Annotated in this window: 21 protein-coding genes; 18 read left to right on the forward strand and 3 right to left on the reverse strand. The window is 33.6% G+C overall.

Annotation, left to right across the window (positions count from 1 at the left end; all coding sequences use genetic code 11):
* Window positions 1-8: 8 nt before the first annotated feature.
* Together IJL02_RS08100 and IJL02_RS08105 are read right to left on the reverse strand one after the other, a co-directional pair.
* Window positions 9-1,187 (reverse strand): argininosuccinate synthase, encoded by a 1,179-nt coding sequence (locus IJL02_RS08100; RefSeq protein WP_292814626.1) that lies wholly within the window; start codon window positions 1,185-1,187, stop codon window positions 9-11.
* Between the two features lie 247 nt (window positions 1,188-1,434).
* The gene (locus IJL02_RS08105) at window positions 1,435-3,357 is read right to left on the reverse strand and encodes an IGHMBP2 family helicase (protein ID WP_292814630.1); all 1,923 of its coding nucleotides are present in this window, start codon (window positions 3,355-3,357) and stop codon (window positions 1,435-1,437) included.
* Window positions 3,358-3,414: 57 nt separating this feature from the next.
* On the opposite strand from IJL02_RS08105, the gene IJL02_RS08110 reads away from it, so the two are divergent.
* The 3 genes from IJL02_RS08110 (at window position 3,415) to IJL02_RS08120 (ending at window position 6,041) form a co-directional block, all read left to right on the forward strand.
* Complete coding sequence (locus IJL02_RS08110; protein ID WP_292814635.1) at window positions 3,415-4,155, forward strand: succinylglutamate desuccinylase/aspartoacylase family protein; 741 nt, start codon at window positions 3,415-3,417, stop codon at window positions 4,153-4,155.
* A gap of 68 nt (window positions 4,156-4,223) precedes the next feature.
* The gene (locus IJL02_RS08115; RefSeq protein WP_292814638.1) at window positions 4,224-4,934 is read left to right on the forward strand and encodes a metal-dependent hydrolase; all 711 of its coding nucleotides are present in this window, start codon (window positions 4,224-4,226) and stop codon (window positions 4,932-4,934) included.
* A 42-nt stretch (window positions 4,935-4,976) separates the two neighbouring features.
* Entirely contained in the window at window positions 4,977-6,041 is a 1,065-nt protein-coding gene (locus IJL02_RS08120; RefSeq protein ID WP_292814642.1) for a glycosyltransferase family A protein, read from the forward strand.
* Here the strand turns inward: IJL02_RS08120 and IJL02_RS08125 are convergent.
* Window positions 6,038-7,003: an arsenic resistance protein gene (locus tag IJL02_RS08125; RefSeq protein WP_292814646.1), complete on the reverse strand. Its 966-nt coding sequence runs from the start codon at window positions 7,001-7,003 to the stop codon at window positions 6,038-6,040. The genes IJL02_RS08120 and IJL02_RS08125 overlap by 4 nt on opposite strands.
* A 292-nt stretch (window positions 7,004-7,295) precedes the next feature.
* Between IJL02_RS08125 and IJL02_RS08130 the strand changes: the two genes are divergently transcribed.
* From IJL02_RS08130 to IJL02_RS08200, 15 genes are read left to right on the forward strand one after another with little or no spacing between them, the layout of a single operon-like run.
* Window positions 7,296-7,610: a monovalent cation/H+ antiporter subunit E gene (locus tag IJL02_RS08130; RefSeq protein WP_292814649.1), complete on the forward strand. Its 315-nt coding sequence runs from the start codon at window positions 7,296-7,298 to the stop codon at window positions 7,608-7,610.
* 44 nt (window positions 7,611-7,654) lie between these two features.
* The gene (locus IJL02_RS08135; protein WP_292814653.1) at window positions 7,655-7,921 is read left to right on the forward strand and encodes a hypothetical protein; all 267 of its coding nucleotides are present in this window, start codon (window positions 7,655-7,657) and stop codon (window positions 7,919-7,921) included.
* Window positions 7,918-8,337 carry a cation:proton antiporter gene (locus IJL02_RS08140; RefSeq protein ID WP_292814656.1) on the forward strand — a complete coding sequence of 140 codons (420 nt, stop codon included), beginning with the start codon at window positions 7,918-7,920 and terminating at the stop codon, window positions 8,335-8,337. The genes IJL02_RS08135 and IJL02_RS08140 overlap by 4 nt, the downstream gene beginning before the upstream one ends.
* Window position 8,338: 1 nt before the next feature.
* The gene (locus IJL02_RS08145; protein WP_292814659.1) at window positions 8,339-8,572 is read left to right on the forward strand and encodes a DUF4040 domain-containing protein; all 234 of its coding nucleotides are present in this window, start codon (window positions 8,339-8,341) and stop codon (window positions 8,570-8,572) included.
* Window positions 8,572-8,958, forward strand: coding sequence for a cation:proton antiporter subunit C (locus IJL02_RS08150; RefSeq protein WP_292814661.1), 387 nt, complete (start codon window positions 8,572-8,574; stop codon window positions 8,956-8,958). Before IJL02_RS08145 ends, IJL02_RS08150 begins: the two co-directional genes overlap by 1 nt.
* Window positions 8,951-10,405, forward strand: coding sequence for an energy conserving hydrogenase EhbF (ehbF, locus tag IJL02_RS08155; RefSeq protein ID WP_292814663.1), 1,455 nt, complete (start codon window positions 8,951-8,953; stop codon window positions 10,403-10,405). Before IJL02_RS08150 ends, ehbF begins: the two co-directional genes overlap by 8 nt.
* On the forward strand, window positions 10,402-10,737 hold the full coding sequence (locus IJL02_RS08160; RefSeq protein ID WP_292814666.1) for a hydrogenase: 336 nt from the start codon (window positions 10,402-10,404) through the stop codon (window positions 10,735-10,737). Before ehbF ends, IJL02_RS08160 begins: the two co-directional genes overlap by 4 nt.
* Window positions 10,730-11,011 carry a hydrogen gas-evolving membrane-bound hydrogenase subunit E gene (gene mbhE, locus IJL02_RS08165; protein WP_292814668.1) on the forward strand — a complete coding sequence of 94 codons (282 nt, stop codon included), beginning with the start codon at window positions 10,730-10,732 and terminating at the stop codon, window positions 11,009-11,011. The genes IJL02_RS08160 and mbhE overlap by 8 nt, the downstream gene beginning before the upstream one ends.
* Window positions 11,008-11,484 (forward strand): MnhB domain-containing protein, encoded by a 477-nt coding sequence (locus IJL02_RS08170; protein WP_292814671.1) that lies wholly within the window; start codon window positions 11,008-11,010, stop codon window positions 11,482-11,484. Before mbhE ends, IJL02_RS08170 begins: the two co-directional genes overlap by 4 nt.
* Window positions 11,484-11,732 (forward strand): energy-converting hydrogenase B subunit J, encoded by a 249-nt coding sequence (locus IJL02_RS08175; protein WP_292814674.1) that lies wholly within the window; start codon window positions 11,484-11,486, stop codon window positions 11,730-11,732. The genes IJL02_RS08170 and IJL02_RS08175 overlap by 1 nt, the downstream gene beginning before the upstream one ends.
* An 11-nt stretch (window positions 11,733-11,743) precedes the next feature.
* A complete protein-coding gene (locus IJL02_RS08180; RefSeq protein ID WP_292814677.1) occupies window positions 11,744-13,156 on the forward strand; it encodes a 4Fe-4S binding protein in 1,413 nt (470 codons plus the stop codon).
* Window positions 13,157-13,648, forward strand: coding sequence for a 4Fe-4S binding protein (locus tag IJL02_RS08185; RefSeq protein WP_292814679.1), 492 nt, complete (start codon window positions 13,157-13,159; stop codon window positions 13,646-13,648).
* On the forward strand, window positions 13,649-14,095 hold the full coding sequence (locus tag IJL02_RS08190) for an NADH-quinone oxidoreductase subunit B family protein (protein WP_292603639.1): 447 nt from the start codon (window positions 13,649-13,651) through the stop codon (window positions 14,093-14,095).
* A gap of 11 nt (window positions 14,096-14,106) precedes the next feature.
* The gene (locus IJL02_RS08195; protein WP_292814682.1) at window positions 14,107-15,234 is read left to right on the forward strand and encodes a nickel-dependent hydrogenase large subunit; all 1,128 of its coding nucleotides are present in this window, start codon (window positions 14,107-14,109) and stop codon (window positions 15,232-15,234) included.
* Between the two features lie 3 nt (window positions 15,235-15,237).
* Window positions 15,238-16,236 carry a respiratory chain complex I subunit 1 family protein gene (locus IJL02_RS08200; protein ID WP_292814686.1) on the forward strand — a complete coding sequence of 333 codons (999 nt, stop codon included), beginning with the start codon at window positions 15,238-15,240 and terminating at the stop codon, window positions 16,234-16,236.
* Window positions 16,237-16,244 lie beyond the last annotated feature (8 nt).

Raw genomic sequence — 16,244 nt, forward strand, 5'->3', positions numbered from 1 at the left:
CATTAAAGCTATCTGTTTAATTTTTGATAATTTGCAGCTTGAAGACCGTGGTATTTAATCATACCTTCAACTTCTCTTTGGTCAGTTTCTTTGTCTTCAAATGTAATTTGTTCTATGCTGTGTATGCTGAATGGAGATTTTCTAACAATCGGTTGGATTGAACCTTTAAATACTTTCATTACAACTTCTCCACTTACTCTTTCCTGCATTTTATCAATGGCCTGGTCAAGATCTTCCCTTAATGGTTCTTGCCAGAGTGCTCTGTAGACCAAATCAGCATAAAGTGTTGACATGTATTCTGCAAATCTTAACTCATCAGTAGTTAAAACCAATTCCTCTAGTGCCTGGTGTGCTGGAATTAACAGTTTTGCAGCAGGGGTTTCATAGATTTCTCTGCTTTTAAGACCAATCATTCTGTTTTCGATTGTATCTACTCTACCGATACCGTGAGCTCCTGCAATTTCATTTGCTTTTTTGATAAGTTCAATTAAAGGCATCATTTCGCCGTTAATTGCAATAGGAACTCCTTCTTCAAATTCTATAGATACTTTTTCAGGTTCGTCTTTTGCATCTTCCCAGGATGCAGTCCATTCGTAAATGTCTTCAGGAGGTTCGTTTGCAGGATCTTCCAGGACATCTCCTTCAATTGCTCTTCCCCAGAGGTTTTCATCAATACTGTAAATTTTATCATAACTTAATTCGATACCTTTAGATTCTGCATATTCTTTTTCTTCGGTTCTTGTTAAGTTCATTTCTCTGATTGGTGCTATAATATCTAAATCAGACATTGCTAAGATTACTGCTTCAAATCTGAACTGGTCGTTTCCTTTTCCGGTACAACCATGTGCGATAGCTGTTGCTCCTTCTTTTTCAGCTACTTCAATAATTTTTTGAGCAATTAATGGTCTTGCAAGTGCAGTACTTAATGGATATCCTTCATATTCTGCATTTGCTTTAATTCCGCGTGCGATGTATTCATTTGCAAATTCTTCTTTGGCATCTATGTTGTAGTGTTTTAGACCACCAATTTTTGATGCCATGGTTTTTGCTTTTTCCATTTCTTCTTCGCCTTGTCCAACATCAACACATGCAGTAATTACTTCTACATCGTATTTTTCTTCTAATAATTTAACACATACAGAGGTATCAAGTCCACCACTGAATGCTAAAACTACTTTATCAGTCATAAAATCACCATAATTATTTTGATAAGAATGAATTATCAAGAAATATTTATATTTTTAATAGTATTTATAATTTCTAAAAAAACAAGGCAGAAGAAAAACTCTTAATTAAGGGCAATAATTGAGGTTGAATGTTATATGGATTTTTTAATAGGGACCCTAATTAAGAGTTATAAAGAGAAGAAAGTATTTGACTTTGTTCTCTTGATTATAATGTTGTATGTCATAGTATATAAAAGTTTAGGTATGCCTAAATTTTTACCAATAAATTTTCATCTTCAACAAATTCAATCAATCTTGCATAAGTGGGGTTATGCATTAATGTGTCTTTATTTCCGATAATGATTAGTTTTCTTTTAGCTCGTGTAATAGCAACGTTTAATCTTCTCAAATCCTTTAAAAAACCGATGTTTCCATTTTCATTGCTTCTAACGGTTGATATGATGATGATTTCTTTTTCCCTGCCCTGAAAACCGTCAACTGTTTTTACTTCAACAGGGGTTTTGTCCTGGATTATTTTGACCTGATCAGCATAGGGGCTTATGATTCCAATTTCGTCTTCATTTAAACCTGCTTTTAAATAATCATTGGCTATTCTGACCGCTACATCTGCTTCCAGTTTGTTTATAATTGATTTTGAATCTTTAAGATGTTTCTCACCTTCGCTATCAATTTCAGATGTATCTATAAATAGCATTGCTTCCTCTTCTTCGCCAGATTGGGTAATATCATTGATTGTTATTTCATCGACGCTTGAATCGCTTTTCAGGCTGTTGTTGTAAAACTCTGCATTTGGAAATTTCATCAGAAGTGAATTCATACGGTATTGGACATTTAAAAGCTGTGATTTGAATGGGTATAATTTAATCAACTCTTCAAAAAGTGTCTTTTCAAGTTCCCATGCCTTATCGCTTATTATTGTTGGTGGGAGTTGCTTGTGGTCTCCTGCAAGAATAAACCTGTGGGCTTTTGATATTGGAATCAAAACGCTTGGGATTGTGGCTTGTGAAGCTTCATCGATAATTGCAACATCAAATTTGGTTCTTGCAATTGACTCCAGGGCTGAAGAGGAGTTTGTAGCTAATATAACATCACTTTCCTCAATAATGTCTCGAATCATCTTGTTTTCGACACGTTTAATGTCATCATGAAGCTCATCAATCAGCTGGTTATATTCAATCCACTGCGCCATGGATTTCATTTTCTCAGGTGAAATTCCTCGCCCTCCCTTTCCTTTGGAGGCATTATATAGGATATCGTAATCTCCATAGCCTCTGCGGTACTGTGGGGTTGGCTTTGTATATGTGCTTCTTTTCTCAATCAGATTATCAATTTTATTTTGGATTTTCTTAATTTTTTTGTTCAGTCTGTGATTTTCAACCTTATATGCTAGAGTTTGTGTGATGTTATGCTTTGAAACTCTCTGCGGATGGCCAAGCCTTGTTAATTTTAATTTTTTATTTTCCATCAGTCTTTCTAAAATATTATCCACTGCAGCATTACTTTCGGCTGTGGCCAATACTTTATGGTTCTGTCTGGTCTCCTGAGATATTAACTCGACCAATGTTCTGGTCTTTCCTGTTCCGAAAGGACCATGAATTAAATAGAAGTTTTCACAGGATAATGCATTTTCAATAGCTCTTTTTTGGGATTTATTGAGGGATTGGTCAATATAATCAATATAAGGCGTTGGCCGATTCTTTTTAGGGTTTCTTTTATTTAAAATGTATTCCAATGCATTTTTTCCTTTTAAATTTAAGTGTTTTAAGTTGTCTTCCATTCTTCTGAATGTAATATCGTTAGCATACAAATCCAGTCTGACTTTTTTCTTCAATACCCATCGTGGAATTCGTTTATCGAATGCCACTTTAATGAATCTGGCACCTTTTTCGGTTACAGTTCCGGTAAAATCACTGCTTAAGGGATTTGCAGCACTTACCAGCACCATATCTCCAACTGATATTTCGGTATCGATCTTTTCAGACCTTCCAAACTGGACTATTTGAAGGCCCAATTCCTTGCCGACATATTTTCCTTTAACTTTATTGATGGCTCTGCCTAACTCTTCTCTTTTCTGGCCTGACATGTGGGCTATTTCAAATCGCATCAGTTCGATTTCTGCATCCCTTTCGTAATTTACTAATTTGATTAATTTTTTGATATATTTTTTCAATTCAATCCCTAATTATATATTACATTTATAAATAAAAGTTTTAATCTATTATAATATATGGAGTTTGAAAAAGTTAATCAATTTGATGGTTTGGAGATGAGTTATATCTGTGATTTTTCTGGAGGATATGTTTCCAGAAATAAGAAGTTATTTTCCCAAATTGAATTGACTGATTTAAACAGGTTTATTTTAGAGGCTTCAGTTTTTGGAACTCCAATTTTTAAATTAGGCGACGGTAATAATAAATTGCTTATCTTATCTGGAATCCATGGAAATGAATTGCCTCCCCAAATTGCTCATTTGAAGTTATTGAATGAGTTGATTGGTAGTGATATTTCTAATATGATTTATTTCATTCCTTTTGCAGCTCCAAAATCCACAATGCTTAGTGAAAGAACATTTAATTCAATGGATTTAAACCGTTCAACTCATATTAACAACTCTTTAAGCAATCTTATTTTAAATGCTATTTTGGATTTGGACATTAAGTTCGTTGGTGACTTTCACTCAACTGCCATCAATTCCAATCCCGGATTTGAATCTATTTTTTCATCAAAATCGCCTTGTCCTGAAAGTTTTTTGATTGCCAATTATATTTCACGGGAAATGGGATCTGATGTGATTTCATTCGATTTTGCAGGTTCATCCTATAAAGGTGCTGTTGAGGATGTTTGCAATCTAAATGGGGTGCCGGCGGTTACCTGTGAGGTGTTGTCTCCTTTTTCAAATGTTGCTCAAGGCAGTGTTGATAAATCACTCGCTCAGATGAGAAGTTTTTTAGATTATTTTGGAAAATAATACTTCTCAAATGCTCTCGGGAAATCAATTTTAATTAATATTATAATATTAAATATTAAGGTGATTTCATGTCTTCTTATAAAGGGCATTCCGCATTTGCATTGATTCTTTCGTTGATGTTTTTTCATAGTCCTCTGTTAATTGCTTTATGTCTGATTGGTGCAAATGTTCCGGATTTTGACCATAAATTCAAAAAGGACAATGTCTATAAGTTGATTATTCTGGGATTAATAGTGTTTATTTCGCTGTATATCCTTAAATTACCTTATTATATTGGGTTAATCATTGTATTTTTAGGTGTTACTTTTTATTTTTCAGAACACAGAAGTTTTACACATTCTATTTTCGGTGTTTTAACGTTAACCTCTGCGATATCATTAATATTAATTTGGGGATTTCAGTTAATCACCTCAGTAACTACTTTGGAAAGTTACTATCTGATAATGGCAGTATTAATAGCTCTTTTAAGCTTTTTATTTTTAAATAAAAAAGTTTTAATGATATTTCTACCATTGTTTTTTATTAGTTTGTTTATTTTTAACAATGGTGGGATAAACTATCTGGAAATCATTTTTAGTTTATTTTTAGGGTTGTTTTCTCATATTGTTCTTGATTCTTTTACTCCTGCTGGAATTAAACTTTTCGCCCCAATATCTTCTAAAAAATTCTATAGGAATTTTGGTTTGGCTTCAACATTTATTTTGGCTGTTATCTCCATTATATATCATGCTCCATTTTTATTTCAGCTGTTTGAGCAATCTTTAAGAATTTCTCTATAATATCATTGACATTTAATAATAAGTTAAATAATAATTAATATCATGGTTGAAATTTCAGTTATACTTCCGGTTTATAATTCTGAGGATTACTTAAAGGAGTGTCTGGACAGTATTTTAAACCAGTCTTTTAAGGATTTTGAGATTTTATGTATTGATGATGGCTCTAGTGATGGGTCTCTTGATATCCTCAATGAATACAAGGATAAGGACGAACGTATAATTGTTGTTTCACAGGAAAATATTGGTGTTGCCAAAACCAGAAATGAAACATTGAATCGTGTAAATGGTAATTACGTCTATTTTATGGATTCTGATGACTATCTGGATTCCAACACATTTAAAAAATTATATGCAAATATCACTTCAAATGAATCTGATTTTTGCATAATGAAAACTATTTTTGTAAACGGCGAAGAGGAATACAAGTTTCCTGCATTTGAATTGGATAAGGAATTCGGTAAAGTTAATTTTAACAATTTCACATTCACATATAAAGACGCTAAAAAACATGTGTTAAATGATTTGTTTGCCCCTTGGCTTAAGTTCTATAGAAAAGACTTCCTAAAAAGCAGTGATGAATTTACTTTTCCGGAAATTAAGTCATATTCTGATGCGCCATTTCATGTAAAAACCATGTTGAATGCTGAAAAAATCTCATTTGTTCCGGAGTATCTCTATTATTATCGTGAAAATGATGATTCTTTAGTTCATTCGTCTTCAAATACCATTAACTTTTTTAAACTTTCAGATATTATTGAGGAGTATTTAAGAAACAATAATTTCTTTGATGAGCTTCAGGATGAATTTTATACTTTTAAAACATCCAAATTGGTTTATTATATGGGATTTACGGACTCTGATGAATATTATACTAAAGCTAAAGGCGATTTGGCTGAAATTAATGAAAACTTTTTGAATGACTCTTCAAGAAGTATGGTTCCTGAAAAGAAAGATTTGGATAAGGTTGAACTTATATTGGATTCTGATAACTTAAAAGAATGTAAACTGGCTTTGGAATTGTATGACTGTAAAAGAAGAGTTAATTCCATGTTGGAATCTAGAAGTTGGAAAGTAACAAAACCTTTAAGGAAATTCATGGGCCGTTAGAATATATTCCGGCAGACGAAAAACAATCCTGAATTTTGAATCCACAAACAGAATTTTGAAACAAGATATAATACCGGAAGTTCTATCAATGGTCCGATAACAAGGGCAATTGATATAAGTTCATGGCCTGGAAAAGAGTTGATTGCTATCGCCAGTGCCAGCGGTGAATTTCTAGCTAATGTTGTCATTGTAAGGCTTGCATACTCATGATAAGTGAAATTGATTTTTTCAGATAGTAAAAGGTCAATAATTGTATTAACTCCAAAGAAAATGATTAATGGGATAAATATTGTTACTGTTGAGCTTAAATTTTCAAAAAGCAGTTTTCCTTGGGATGCAAATATGCAAAATACTGCAAGCGCTAAAAACCAAATTTCGAGTGAACTGAATATGCTCTCAATTTTCCATTTCATATTCTTAAAAATCATTTTTGTTATTAAACTTGCGATGAATGGGATTATAATGACAATTAACAAGGAATATGCAAGTTGGGTGTAATCCATCATATGTCCACTTGAAAAGAATATTATTAAATATATTGGAAGTAAAACAATCTGCAGAACTAGATTCATTGGTAAAATTGAAAGGCTTAAATTCAAATCGCCCTTTGCTAATTTTGTAAATACCAAATACCAGTCTGTGCATGGAGTTAAGATTAGCATGAAAAATCCAATAAACAGATCAATTTGGCCTTTGAAAAATATTGACCCTAGAAAATACCCAAATAATGGGGTCCATAGAAAATTGATTAAAATGCTTGTTAGGCTAAATTTCACATTTTTGAAACTGTTTTTTAATTCATTTAAAGGAACTTCCAAAAATAATCCGTAAAGCATCAAACATAAGAATATATTTATTAAATAACTAGTATTCTGGGCGATTAAATTGATGTTGGAGAATAATAATCCGATAATCACTGCAGAAAAGATTATTATCGGTTCTAGTTTTTCAATTAATTCCATGCTTTTCACCTTTAGGTATGACTAAATTTGTTCATCATTGTATATAATATTTAGTTTATTGATAATTTTTCTTTAATTTATAGCCTGGCTATTGATTATTTAGCATTTCTTATTTTTTACAATTAAACTGTTCATTTGGTTTTTTTAATAAAATTTTTATTAATTTATTTCAAATTTATATGATTTTTTTAAAAAGCATACATTTATAATAAATAATCATGATAAATAATAATATTATTATTTAATGTCAAAATTTTGACTTATAATTATATAATGAAATGGAGCTTATTTAATGTTTTTAACTAGAATTGGTTATGGAATAATTTATTTCCTTGACCTCATTTACGAAATCATTAAAGCAACAATTGACGTTGCTTTTAATTCAGTTATGAGGAGGAGAATTGATCCTATTGTCATAGATATTGAGACAGTATTGGAAAGACCAATTTCTCAAACAATTTTGGCTAATAGTATCACATTGACTCCTGGTACTTTGTCCGTTGATTTAGATAGTGAAAATAACATTATTAAAGTAGCTGCTATTTCTCCAAGATCAAAAGAGGATATAATTCCTTTTGAGAAGTATATCAAGAAAATGCTGGAATAGATTTCTTTTAAGGCATTTTCTTAAAATTAATCGAGTGAGATAGTATGGATATATTGTTTATTTCAAAATATATTGTGGTTATAGCATTAATTATCATGATGTTGGCCGCTTTAAGAGCAAGTGCATATAAATCCAGCTCAATGGGGCTTTTAGGAAGCTCTGTAGTTGTTGTAGCTTTTGCTATGGCACTACTTATTGCAGGGGATTTGTATAATCTTGAATTCTATAAAGATATATCATTAGCTTTAATATTCTTTGGTTTTGTAGGTACTGTTGCTTTCGCTGCTGTTTTGGGAGGTAATGACGAATGATAGAATATATTCAATCAGCCCTTCTAATTATATCAGCAATTCTGATTATCATATCAGCAATAGGATTGCTCACAGTATCCAAAAACACTAAAAATGCAGTCTATGGAAGAATTCACATTGTTGGTGTTTTTGATGTTGCTTGTATTATTGCTATGATTGGTCTTGGCCAATATTTGCTTGCGGGAATATATTTTATTATTGCACCGTTTACAGCACATGCAATCGCTAATGCTTATTGGAAAAAAGAAGATAGAGAAAATAATTCAGATTTAGTGACTGAAGAAGTTGTTGAAGATGGAAATCCGTTTTTACATTCTGCTGAAAAAATGCAAGCTTTAGAGAGTAAAGATTCAGAAAAACTTAAGACAGACTCCAGATTTTCAGTTGCTATGTTAGATATTGATGAGGGGGAGTAAGATGTTAGACTTCGTATTAATGATTATAATTATTGTAAGCGCAATTCTTGCTCTTATTCAAAAAGACTTATTAAAAGCTGCAATTTTGACAGGATTTTCTGGAGGAGCTCTTGCAGTTCTTTTCCAAATTTTACTTGCGCCTGATGTTGCTTTGACTCAGGCTATTGTTGGTGCAGCAATTGTTCCTGTATTTATTGCTTTGGCTGTTAAAAAAACTCAAAGGGAGGATAGCTAATGGCACAAACTCAACTTGCGATATTATTGACATCTGCTGCATTGGTTATTATTGGACTATACTCAGCAATTTTCATTGATAATATCATAAAGAAAATAATTGGTATTAGTTTTATTGAAGAAGGTGCTAATCTGTTTATCGTTGCTATTGGTTATAAACCTGGTGGTGTTGTTCCTATTTTACTGCCTGGAATGGACACTTCATGGTTTGCAACAAATGCTGCTTATCCTTTGCCTTTTGGTTTGGTACTTACAAGTATCGTAATTGGTGCTAGTACTTTAGCTGTAATGCTTGCTTTGGTAATGGTTTTATATAGAAGATATGGAACTTTGTCCACTAAAGTAATGTTGGCAGACACATCAAAACAGGAGGAATACGATGAATGAACTAATTCCACTTATGGTTATTGTTCCTTTGATGGCTGCATTGCTTATTAGTGCATTTTCAAAGTTTAATAAAGCAACCAAAATATTCGCTTTTGTTGTTGCAATTTGTCTTCCGATTATACCGTTGGCTTCAAATTATGGGCTTCATTACTTTGGAGGTTATGCGCCGATAATGGATAATGTAACATCCACACTATATCATCCGGCAATTACCTATTCATTTACATTCTTACAACAGATATTCATCGCAATGATTGGTCTTTTAACATTTCTGGTTGTCTTTATCTACTTGACCAAATACAGAAAAGTTTCAGGACCTTACTTGTTCCTATTGTTTTTAGGTACTGCTGCTGTAACTGCAATGTTACTGACAGATGATATTTTCCACATGTTTGTGTTCTTTGAGATATTGGCTCTAGCACAAGTGGGTATTGTTGCAGCTTCATCAATCGATTACAGTTATGAAATGGCTTTAAAATATATGATTTTAGGTTCAATTGGATCACCTATCATGCTTTTGGGAATTGGATTCCTTCTGGCATTGACTGGTAGTGTTAATGTTACAGATATTGCCGCTGCTGTTCACAATGGTTTAGTTGATATTACATCTCCAGTATTTTTATTATCACTCGGTTTAATATTCTTTGGTTGGTTATATGCCTCTGGTCTGCCACCATTCCATACTATAAAATCTGGAATCTATTCAAAAGCGGAACCTCATGGAGCAGCATTGCTTCAGTCATTTACAGTTATCTCAATGGTTTCAATTGTATTGATAATGTTTAGGATTTATTCATCCCTACCAATATTTGAAGTTCTCATAGTCTTCTTCTCTATCTTGGCTATGATTTTAGGTGTTTCTCTCGCACTTACTCAAACAGACTTCAGAAGGATGATTGGATTTTTAGCTGTTGGTGAGTTAGGATTTATAGGATTAGGTATTGGTCTTGGAACCCAATACGCAATAACAGCTGGTCTTTTCCAAGCATTGAATGAAATCATTATTACTGCATTATTATTCATAGGATTTGGCGCAATAGTAAATGCAACAAATGAGGTGGATACCCGAAAACTCGGAGGTCTTCTTGCATACCATCCAAAAGTAAGTATCATGCTTTTAATTGGCGGTTTGGCAATGGCTGGTGTTCCTCCGTTAAGCGGATTCCAGTCTAAACTGATGCTTGTTCAAGCTTCATTAAGCTGCGGATTCCCTGAGATATCCATTTTGGCAATCATGGTAAGTATTGCTACATTTGTGGTATTTGTAAAAACATATTATACAATGTTCTTAAAGCCAAAACCTAATGATTTGGAAGTTGAAGGTAAGGATGTTCCACGTGCAATGATTTTTGCTATGGGAATTTTATTAATTATCATCCTGTTATTAGGTATTTTCCCAGATGTGGTTACAAATGGAATTTCTAACTTTGTAGGAGGGATATTATGAAACTTTATGATCAGATATTCAATGTTGTAAAACAGTTTAGAAAATTGTTTTCTCCAGGGCCTGTAACAAATGCTGACGTTTCAGGAAGCATTACAGCCGAAATATTTTTAATTGTTTCATTAGTGTTGTCTGCAATATTGCTTAGACATATCAGTGTTCTTCTTGCAGGTTTGGTAACTTTAATATTGGCTATCGTGTTGATTTCAAACATTCCACTTATTCCGAAGTTTAAAATTGAACAGGAGGATTCATTGGAAAAAATGCTGTTTTATGCGGTGGTAACACTTAGTATTATTGTCGTATTCTTATACTGGGGTGGTAATCTTGTCTAGTAAAAGTACAATTCGTAATTTAATTGCAGCGGTATTGACAGCAATATTTTCTGTTACTTTACTGGATGCAATTTTCCATTTAAGCAATATCATTAATCCTGGTGTAAGCTATATTTACAATGCTTTGGGAACTCAAATAGCTCCAAATATGGTTACTGTGGTTATTTTTGATTTCAGAGCTTATGATACATTAGGTGAATCAATTATATTATTGACTGCCGGATTGGTAGTTCTACTTATATTCGGTAGAGGATTATTGGGGGATAAACAATGAGCGAAGGTAGTATGATTTTAAAAATTGTATCTTTACCAATTTCAATTATATTGATTTGTTTAGGTATAATGACTATTCTTGGAGGTCACATCACTCCTGGTGGAGGTTTCCAGGGTGGTGCAATGATTGCAAGTGGAATTATATTATCTATTCTTGTTTATGGCTTAGATAATTCTCCATTACAATTATCTCACACTTATATTGAAGTTTTCGAATCAATTGGTGCATTAGGTTTTGTCATCTTTGGTTTAATCGGTTTATTCGTTGGAGGATTTTTCCTCTACAATGTTGGGACTGATTTATTGAATGTCGTTCCAGCATCCATTCAAAATGTTTTACATTATCCTGATGTTACTAATGCAGGTATTATTCCATATCTCAATATATTTGTAGGTTTAAAAGTATTCGTAGGTTTATCCTCAATTGTTATTGCATTTGCAGGATTTAAAAAATTAGTTGAGGAGGGTGAATAATGTTGTCTTTAGGACCGATCATATTTGGATTAATTTTAGGCTTAATCATTGGGTCTCAAATTAAGCTCAATGTCAGTGATGCTAAATTCACTCTTGGTTCATTTGTGGTAATATTGATTGCAGGAATTATTGCAGCATGGCAATTAGGTAATTATCCGTTTTATACAGATTTACCTATTTCAACTGCATTTTTATCTGCTTTAATAGGAATTTTTGTAGGCAAACTACTATTTGCAAGGAGTAAATAAGAGGTTTTAATATGTTTTTATCTGCTAATACATGTGATGGAAAAGGAGAATGTATAAAGCAATGTCCTACAAAAGCTATTAAATTAATTAATGGTAAATCATTCAGTTGCTTAACTTGTGGGATATGTCATAAAAACTGTCCGAATGGAGCAATATTCCAAAATAGTTATGGTGGATATGTTGTAGACAGAGCTAAATGTAATGGCTGTGGAATGTGCATGTACAATTGTCCTACAAACAATATCACTATCGAAGACGGAATTGTATATGGTATATGTTCCCGTTGTGGAGTTTGTGAAGGTGCATGTCCGAGTCATTCCAGAGTTGATGGATATGAACTTGAAAAAGACAAGCAAATCAATTTAATAGAGTCATTAAGAATTCTAAATCCTCCATTGGACAATGTTCCTCATAAAAAATCAAATAAAGTTTCACAGGTAACAAGGTCTTACTTTGGAACTGATACGGAAAAATGTATTTTATGCGGAAGATGTCAGGAATACTGTCCTACTGGCGCAATTCATGTGCGCATTGACAGGGATGATGGAATTTGTAGTGAATGCAGGCTTTGTAGTGATGTTTGTCCAAATGAATCCATGAACAAACTTCAGATTGTTAATAAATCTAGCTGTACATTATGCCTTAATTGTATGAAAGCTTGTCCTCACAATGCAATTTCTGTAGAGGACTTTGAAATTGTTGTAAATAAGATTAATCAGAAACCTACTGGTAAAATCATATCTTGTCTTAATTGCGGATTATGTGCTGATTTATGTGAAAATGAATCTCATAAAAATATTGATGGCAAGTTAAGATATGACCCAACTGCAGACACTGAAAATGTTACTCATCAAAAAGCAATCGATTCATGTCCTGTTCACACATTAACTGAAGATGAAGAAATGTTTATCTATGATGAGTTTGACGATAAGGAATTGCCGACATTATCCGGATTCTGTGTGTCCTGCGGGAAATGTGTCCAGGTCTGCGATGAAGTTGGAGCCCGCCAGTTCATGACTGCCAGTTGGGATGGTAGTGTTTCACAAGATTGTATTTCATGCGGAATATGTACTGAGGTATGTCAGGAAAATGCGATTACTCTTAATAGGGGATCAATTTCTGTTGACCTTGACAAATGTATTTTATGTGAGAATTGTGCAGTTCACTGTCCTGTTGATGCAATTCCAAAAACTACAATGTATAAAAATGAAATTAAAGATGGATTTAACTTCATTGAGCAGAAATTATGTATGCATTGCGGTTTATGTCATAAAACATGTTCATATGATGCAATTGATGAAATTGATGGTAATTTTGTTGTTAATGAAGAGAATTGTACTTATTGTGGCGCATGTAAAAATGCATGTCCTGCAAGGGCATTCTTATTCGAAAGAAATTTTAAAGATTCAATAGAGGGTATTTAAATGAGAAATGTACTTAGAATAGCTTTAGAAGGAGCTTTTACTAACTTTAAAAGAATCTTTTTTGCAGCTGACAGGGTTACAGACATGGAACTTCGAAGGCAGATTTCAACACTTTCAGTGGAAGTTGATGACAGAGTGGATGAAAAAGCCTGTATTGGATGTGCTGGATGCGCTAATGTCTGTCCGACAGGGGCAATTGAGATGAAAAAATTGGCAAGTCCTGTTAATTTAACTGATGACTGGACTAAAAGTGAAGTACCTGAAATTAATCTTGAAAAATGTGTTGTATGTTATTATTGTCATGATTTCTGCCCGATATATTCATTATATGGTGAAAAGGGTACTGTCCACCCAAGCTGTGTGGGTGATCAGGAAGTTGACATTTCAGAGTTCCTTGAACAGCCATTTAAAATTTCAGATGATAAACTTAAAGTTATTGCACAATACCTGTCAGACAAGACAGTATTGAAAAATTTCGAGGATGGTGATTAGATGGGTATTAAATCATTTTCAAGAGCAAGAGCAATACATGTCATGTTGGTTTACACTGGCGGATGTAACGGATGCGATATTGAAATTGTAAACTCAATATTATCACCAAGATTTGACGCTGAACAATATAATGTGTTTTTAACTTGGAATCCTCGTGAAGCTGACGTTTTGGTTGTCACAGGACCGGTTACACATTTAAACAGAAAACCATTGGAAGCAATTTATGAAGCTATTCCTAATCCTAAGTTAGTTGTAGCTGCAGGAAGTTGTGCACTGATGGGCGGAGTATATAAAAACTGTTATGGTGATATTCCATCAGAAGAAATTGAAGGACCAGTTGAAAATATTATACCAGTGAATGCTAAAGTTCCAGGCTGTGCAGTAAGACCTCAAGATGTCTTAGCTGGAGTGGTATCACTGTTACCTACATTATTGGATGCGGACTAGGAGGGGATTAAATGGATGAAAAAGTACCGAGAAGCAATATTATTGAAACTGAAATTCCAATGGGTACAGTTCACCCTGCTGCATTGGAACCGTATAGGGTAAGATTTTTCGTTGAAGATGAAATAGTTCAGGAAGCTGAAATTACCATTGGGGTAAATCACAGAGGTATTGAAAGGATTATGGAAGGTCTTCCGGTTGAAAAGGCAAATGCATTAACTGAAAAAATTTGTGGAATTTGTTCTAATTCACATGTATGGAACTCCTGCAGAACTGCAGAATTGGGGTTAGGTATTGAAATTCCAGAGAGAGCTACTTATATTCGTGTCATAATGGGGGAACTTGAACGTTTACATTCACACTTCTTGTATTTAGCGCATGGTTGTGAAGTACTGTCCCACGAAACATTTTCAATGAGAGTGTTCTATTTAAGAGAAATTGTCATGGAACTGCTTGCAATGATTGGTGGTAATAGGGTTCAGTATGGATGTCCTGTTTTAGGTGGTGTAAGGCCTAGATGTGATTTGGATGAAGCAAAACTCCTAAGACTTAAAAATGATATGGATGCAATTGAAGAAGGTCTCAGCGGATTTGTGGATAGATTTTTAGCAGACTCCATATTGCAATCAAGGATTACCGGAATTGGTGTATTGCCGCAAAAGCAAGCTATTGAACTGGCAGTAACCGGACCGTCTCTTAGAGCTACTGGTGTTGCAAGAGATTTAAGGACAACCATGTATGAATATGATAATTTTGATTATAATGTCGTTACTCAGCCTGATGGTGATGTAAGGTCAAATTTAATAATGAGGGCTCTTGAATCATTCGAATCAATTAAAATCATTCGTCAAGCTATTGCCAATATCCCTGAAGGAAAGGTTGTTAATAGGGATTGGGAAATGTTTGACACTGGTATGAATGAAAGTTATATTGAAGTTCCGAGAGGAACCTTGTATCATTCTTATGCATTGGAAAGTGGAAGAGTAAGGCACTGTGTTATAAGAACTCCTTCAATGGCAAATATTGGTGCAATGCAATATGCCTGTATTGGAGATCAGATTACAGATGCTCAACTGTGTATTGTACAGTGTGACCCTTGTTTTACATGTACTGACAGAGCAATTGAAATAATTAGGAGATAGAAAATGTTTTCAAATACATTAATTAATTCAGTTCTTGCAGTAATTCTTACAGTGATTGTCTGTTTTATTATTTCAACATTACTTCCTGGTATTGAAAGGAAATATGTTCATGCAAGAATCCAACAGAGAATTGGACCAATAGTAATTGCTCCGGGAATTATGGCTCCAATCAAATTCATGTTTAAGGAAAATGTTAAAGTTTCATCTCCTGTTTCAGGATTATATAAATCCTTGCCAATAATATGTTTCATTGCGGTTTTATGTATTCTTATTGCATTAACTCCTCAGGCTTATAAAATCCCTGCACTTGCAAGTTTGGTGGCAATTGTTGGATTTTTAAAAGTCGAAGAAATATGTTATGTGCTGATGGGTGCATTGTCAAAATCTGTAATGTCTGTTAGGATGCCTTTCCCAGACCAGATTAAAGGTGCAGCTCACCAGAATGCAAACAGATCATTTGTTGAAGATATAAGTGCCAGAAGGTCCCTTAGAATGATTACTTATGGGTCTTTCCCATTGTATCTGGCATTATTTGCTCCAGTAACTGCTGCTAGAAGCATATTCCTGTCAGATATTGTTGCATATCAACATGCTCATGGGCCATTCTTGTTTACTGTTGCCGGTGGAATTGCAGCTATTGTATTTTTCATTGGTTATATGATTATATTAAATGAATATCCGTTTTCAATCATTAAAGCGAAAAGTGATGTTATTGAAGGACCATATATGGAATATGCAGCTAAATATAGGGCTGTTGTATATCTGACAAGAGGATTTTTCATGTTTGTACTTGGTGCAGTATTTTCAGTATTATTTATTGGAATACCTCCAAATGTGTTCTCTTTAGGAATTTTGGTCAATATTTTAGTAGCTTTAATATTTGTATTCATGATGGGTATTTTCTCAGCATTCAGCCCGGTATTTACAAACAGACAATTGTTGCCGACAATACTTGGTGCAACTTTGCTTGGAATTTTGGCTGTTGTAGTTGGATTATTATGAGGTGATTA

The organism is Methanobrevibacter sp., assembly GCF_017427765.1.
Classification (GTDB): Archaea; Methanobacteriota; Methanobacteria; order Methanobacteriales; family Methanobacteriaceae; genus Methanocatella.

Excerpts from the sequence above, each read along its gene's own strand:
- IJL02_RS08185 (WP_292814679.1), top strand. The coding sequence starts at position 13,157 with ATGAGAAATGTACTTAGAATAGCTTTAGAAGGAGCTTTTACTAACTTT.
- IJL02_RS08100 (WP_292814626.1), bottom strand. The coding sequence starts at position 1,187 with ATGACTGATAAAGTAGTTTTAGCATTCAGTGGTGGACTTGATACCTCT.
- IJL02_RS08135 (WP_292814653.1), top strand. The coding sequence starts at position 7,655 with ATGGATATATTGTTTATTTCAAAATATATTGTGGTTATAGCATTAATT.
- IJL02_RS08170 (WP_292814671.1), top strand. The coding sequence starts at position 11,008 with ATGAGCGAAGGTAGTATGATTTTAAAAATTGTATCTTTACCAATTTCA.
- ehbF (WP_292814663.1), top strand. The coding sequence starts at position 8,951 with ATGAATGAACTAATTCCACTTATGGTTATTGTTCCTTTGATGGCTGCA.
- IJL02_RS08140 (WP_292814656.1), top strand. The coding sequence starts at position 7,918 with ATGATAGAATATATTCAATCAGCCCTTCTAATTATATCAGCAATTCTG.
- IJL02_RS08145 (WP_292814659.1), top strand. The coding sequence starts at position 8,339 with ATGTTAGACTTCGTATTAATGATTATAATTATTGTAAGCGCAATTCTT.
- IJL02_RS08115 (WP_292814638.1), top strand. The coding sequence starts at position 4,224 with ATGTCTTCTTATAAAGGGCATTCCGCATTTGCATTGATTCTTTCGTTG.
- IJL02_RS08175 (WP_292814674.1), top strand. The coding sequence starts at position 11,484 with ATGTTGTCTTTAGGACCGATCATATTTGGATTAATTTTAGGCTTAATC.
- IJL02_RS08125 (WP_292814646.1), bottom strand. The coding sequence starts at position 7,003 with ATGGAATTAATTGAAAAACTAGAACCGATAATAATCTTTTCTGCAGTG.
- IJL02_RS08195 (WP_292814682.1), top strand. The coding sequence starts at position 14,107 with ATGGATGAAAAAGTACCGAGAAGCAATATTATTGAAACTGAAATTCCA.
- IJL02_RS08190 (WP_292603639.1), top strand. The coding sequence starts at position 13,649 with ATGGGTATTAAATCATTTTCAAGAGCAAGAGCAATACATGTCATGTTG.
- IJL02_RS08150 (WP_292814661.1), top strand. The coding sequence starts at position 8,572 with ATGGCACAAACTCAACTTGCGATATTATTGACATCTGCTGCATTGGTT.
- IJL02_RS08110 (WP_292814635.1), top strand. The coding sequence starts at position 3,415 with ATGGAGTTTGAAAAAGTTAATCAATTTGATGGTTTGGAGATGAGTTAT.
- IJL02_RS08130 (WP_292814649.1), top strand. The coding sequence starts at position 7,296 with ATGTTTTTAACTAGAATTGGTTATGGAATAATTTATTTCCTTGACCTC.
- IJL02_RS08120 (WP_292814642.1), top strand. The coding sequence starts at position 4,977 with ATGGTTGAAATTTCAGTTATACTTCCGGTTTATAATTCTGAGGATTAC.
- IJL02_RS08200 (WP_292814686.1), top strand. The coding sequence starts at position 15,238 with ATGTTTTCAAATACATTAATTAATTCAGTTCTTGCAGTAATTCTTACA.
- IJL02_RS08180 (WP_292814677.1), top strand. The coding sequence starts at position 11,744 with ATGTTTTTATCTGCTAATACATGTGATGGAAAAGGAGAATGTATAAAG.
- IJL02_RS08160 (WP_292814666.1), top strand. The coding sequence starts at position 10,402 with ATGAAACTTTATGATCAGATATTCAATGTTGTAAAACAGTTTAGAAAA.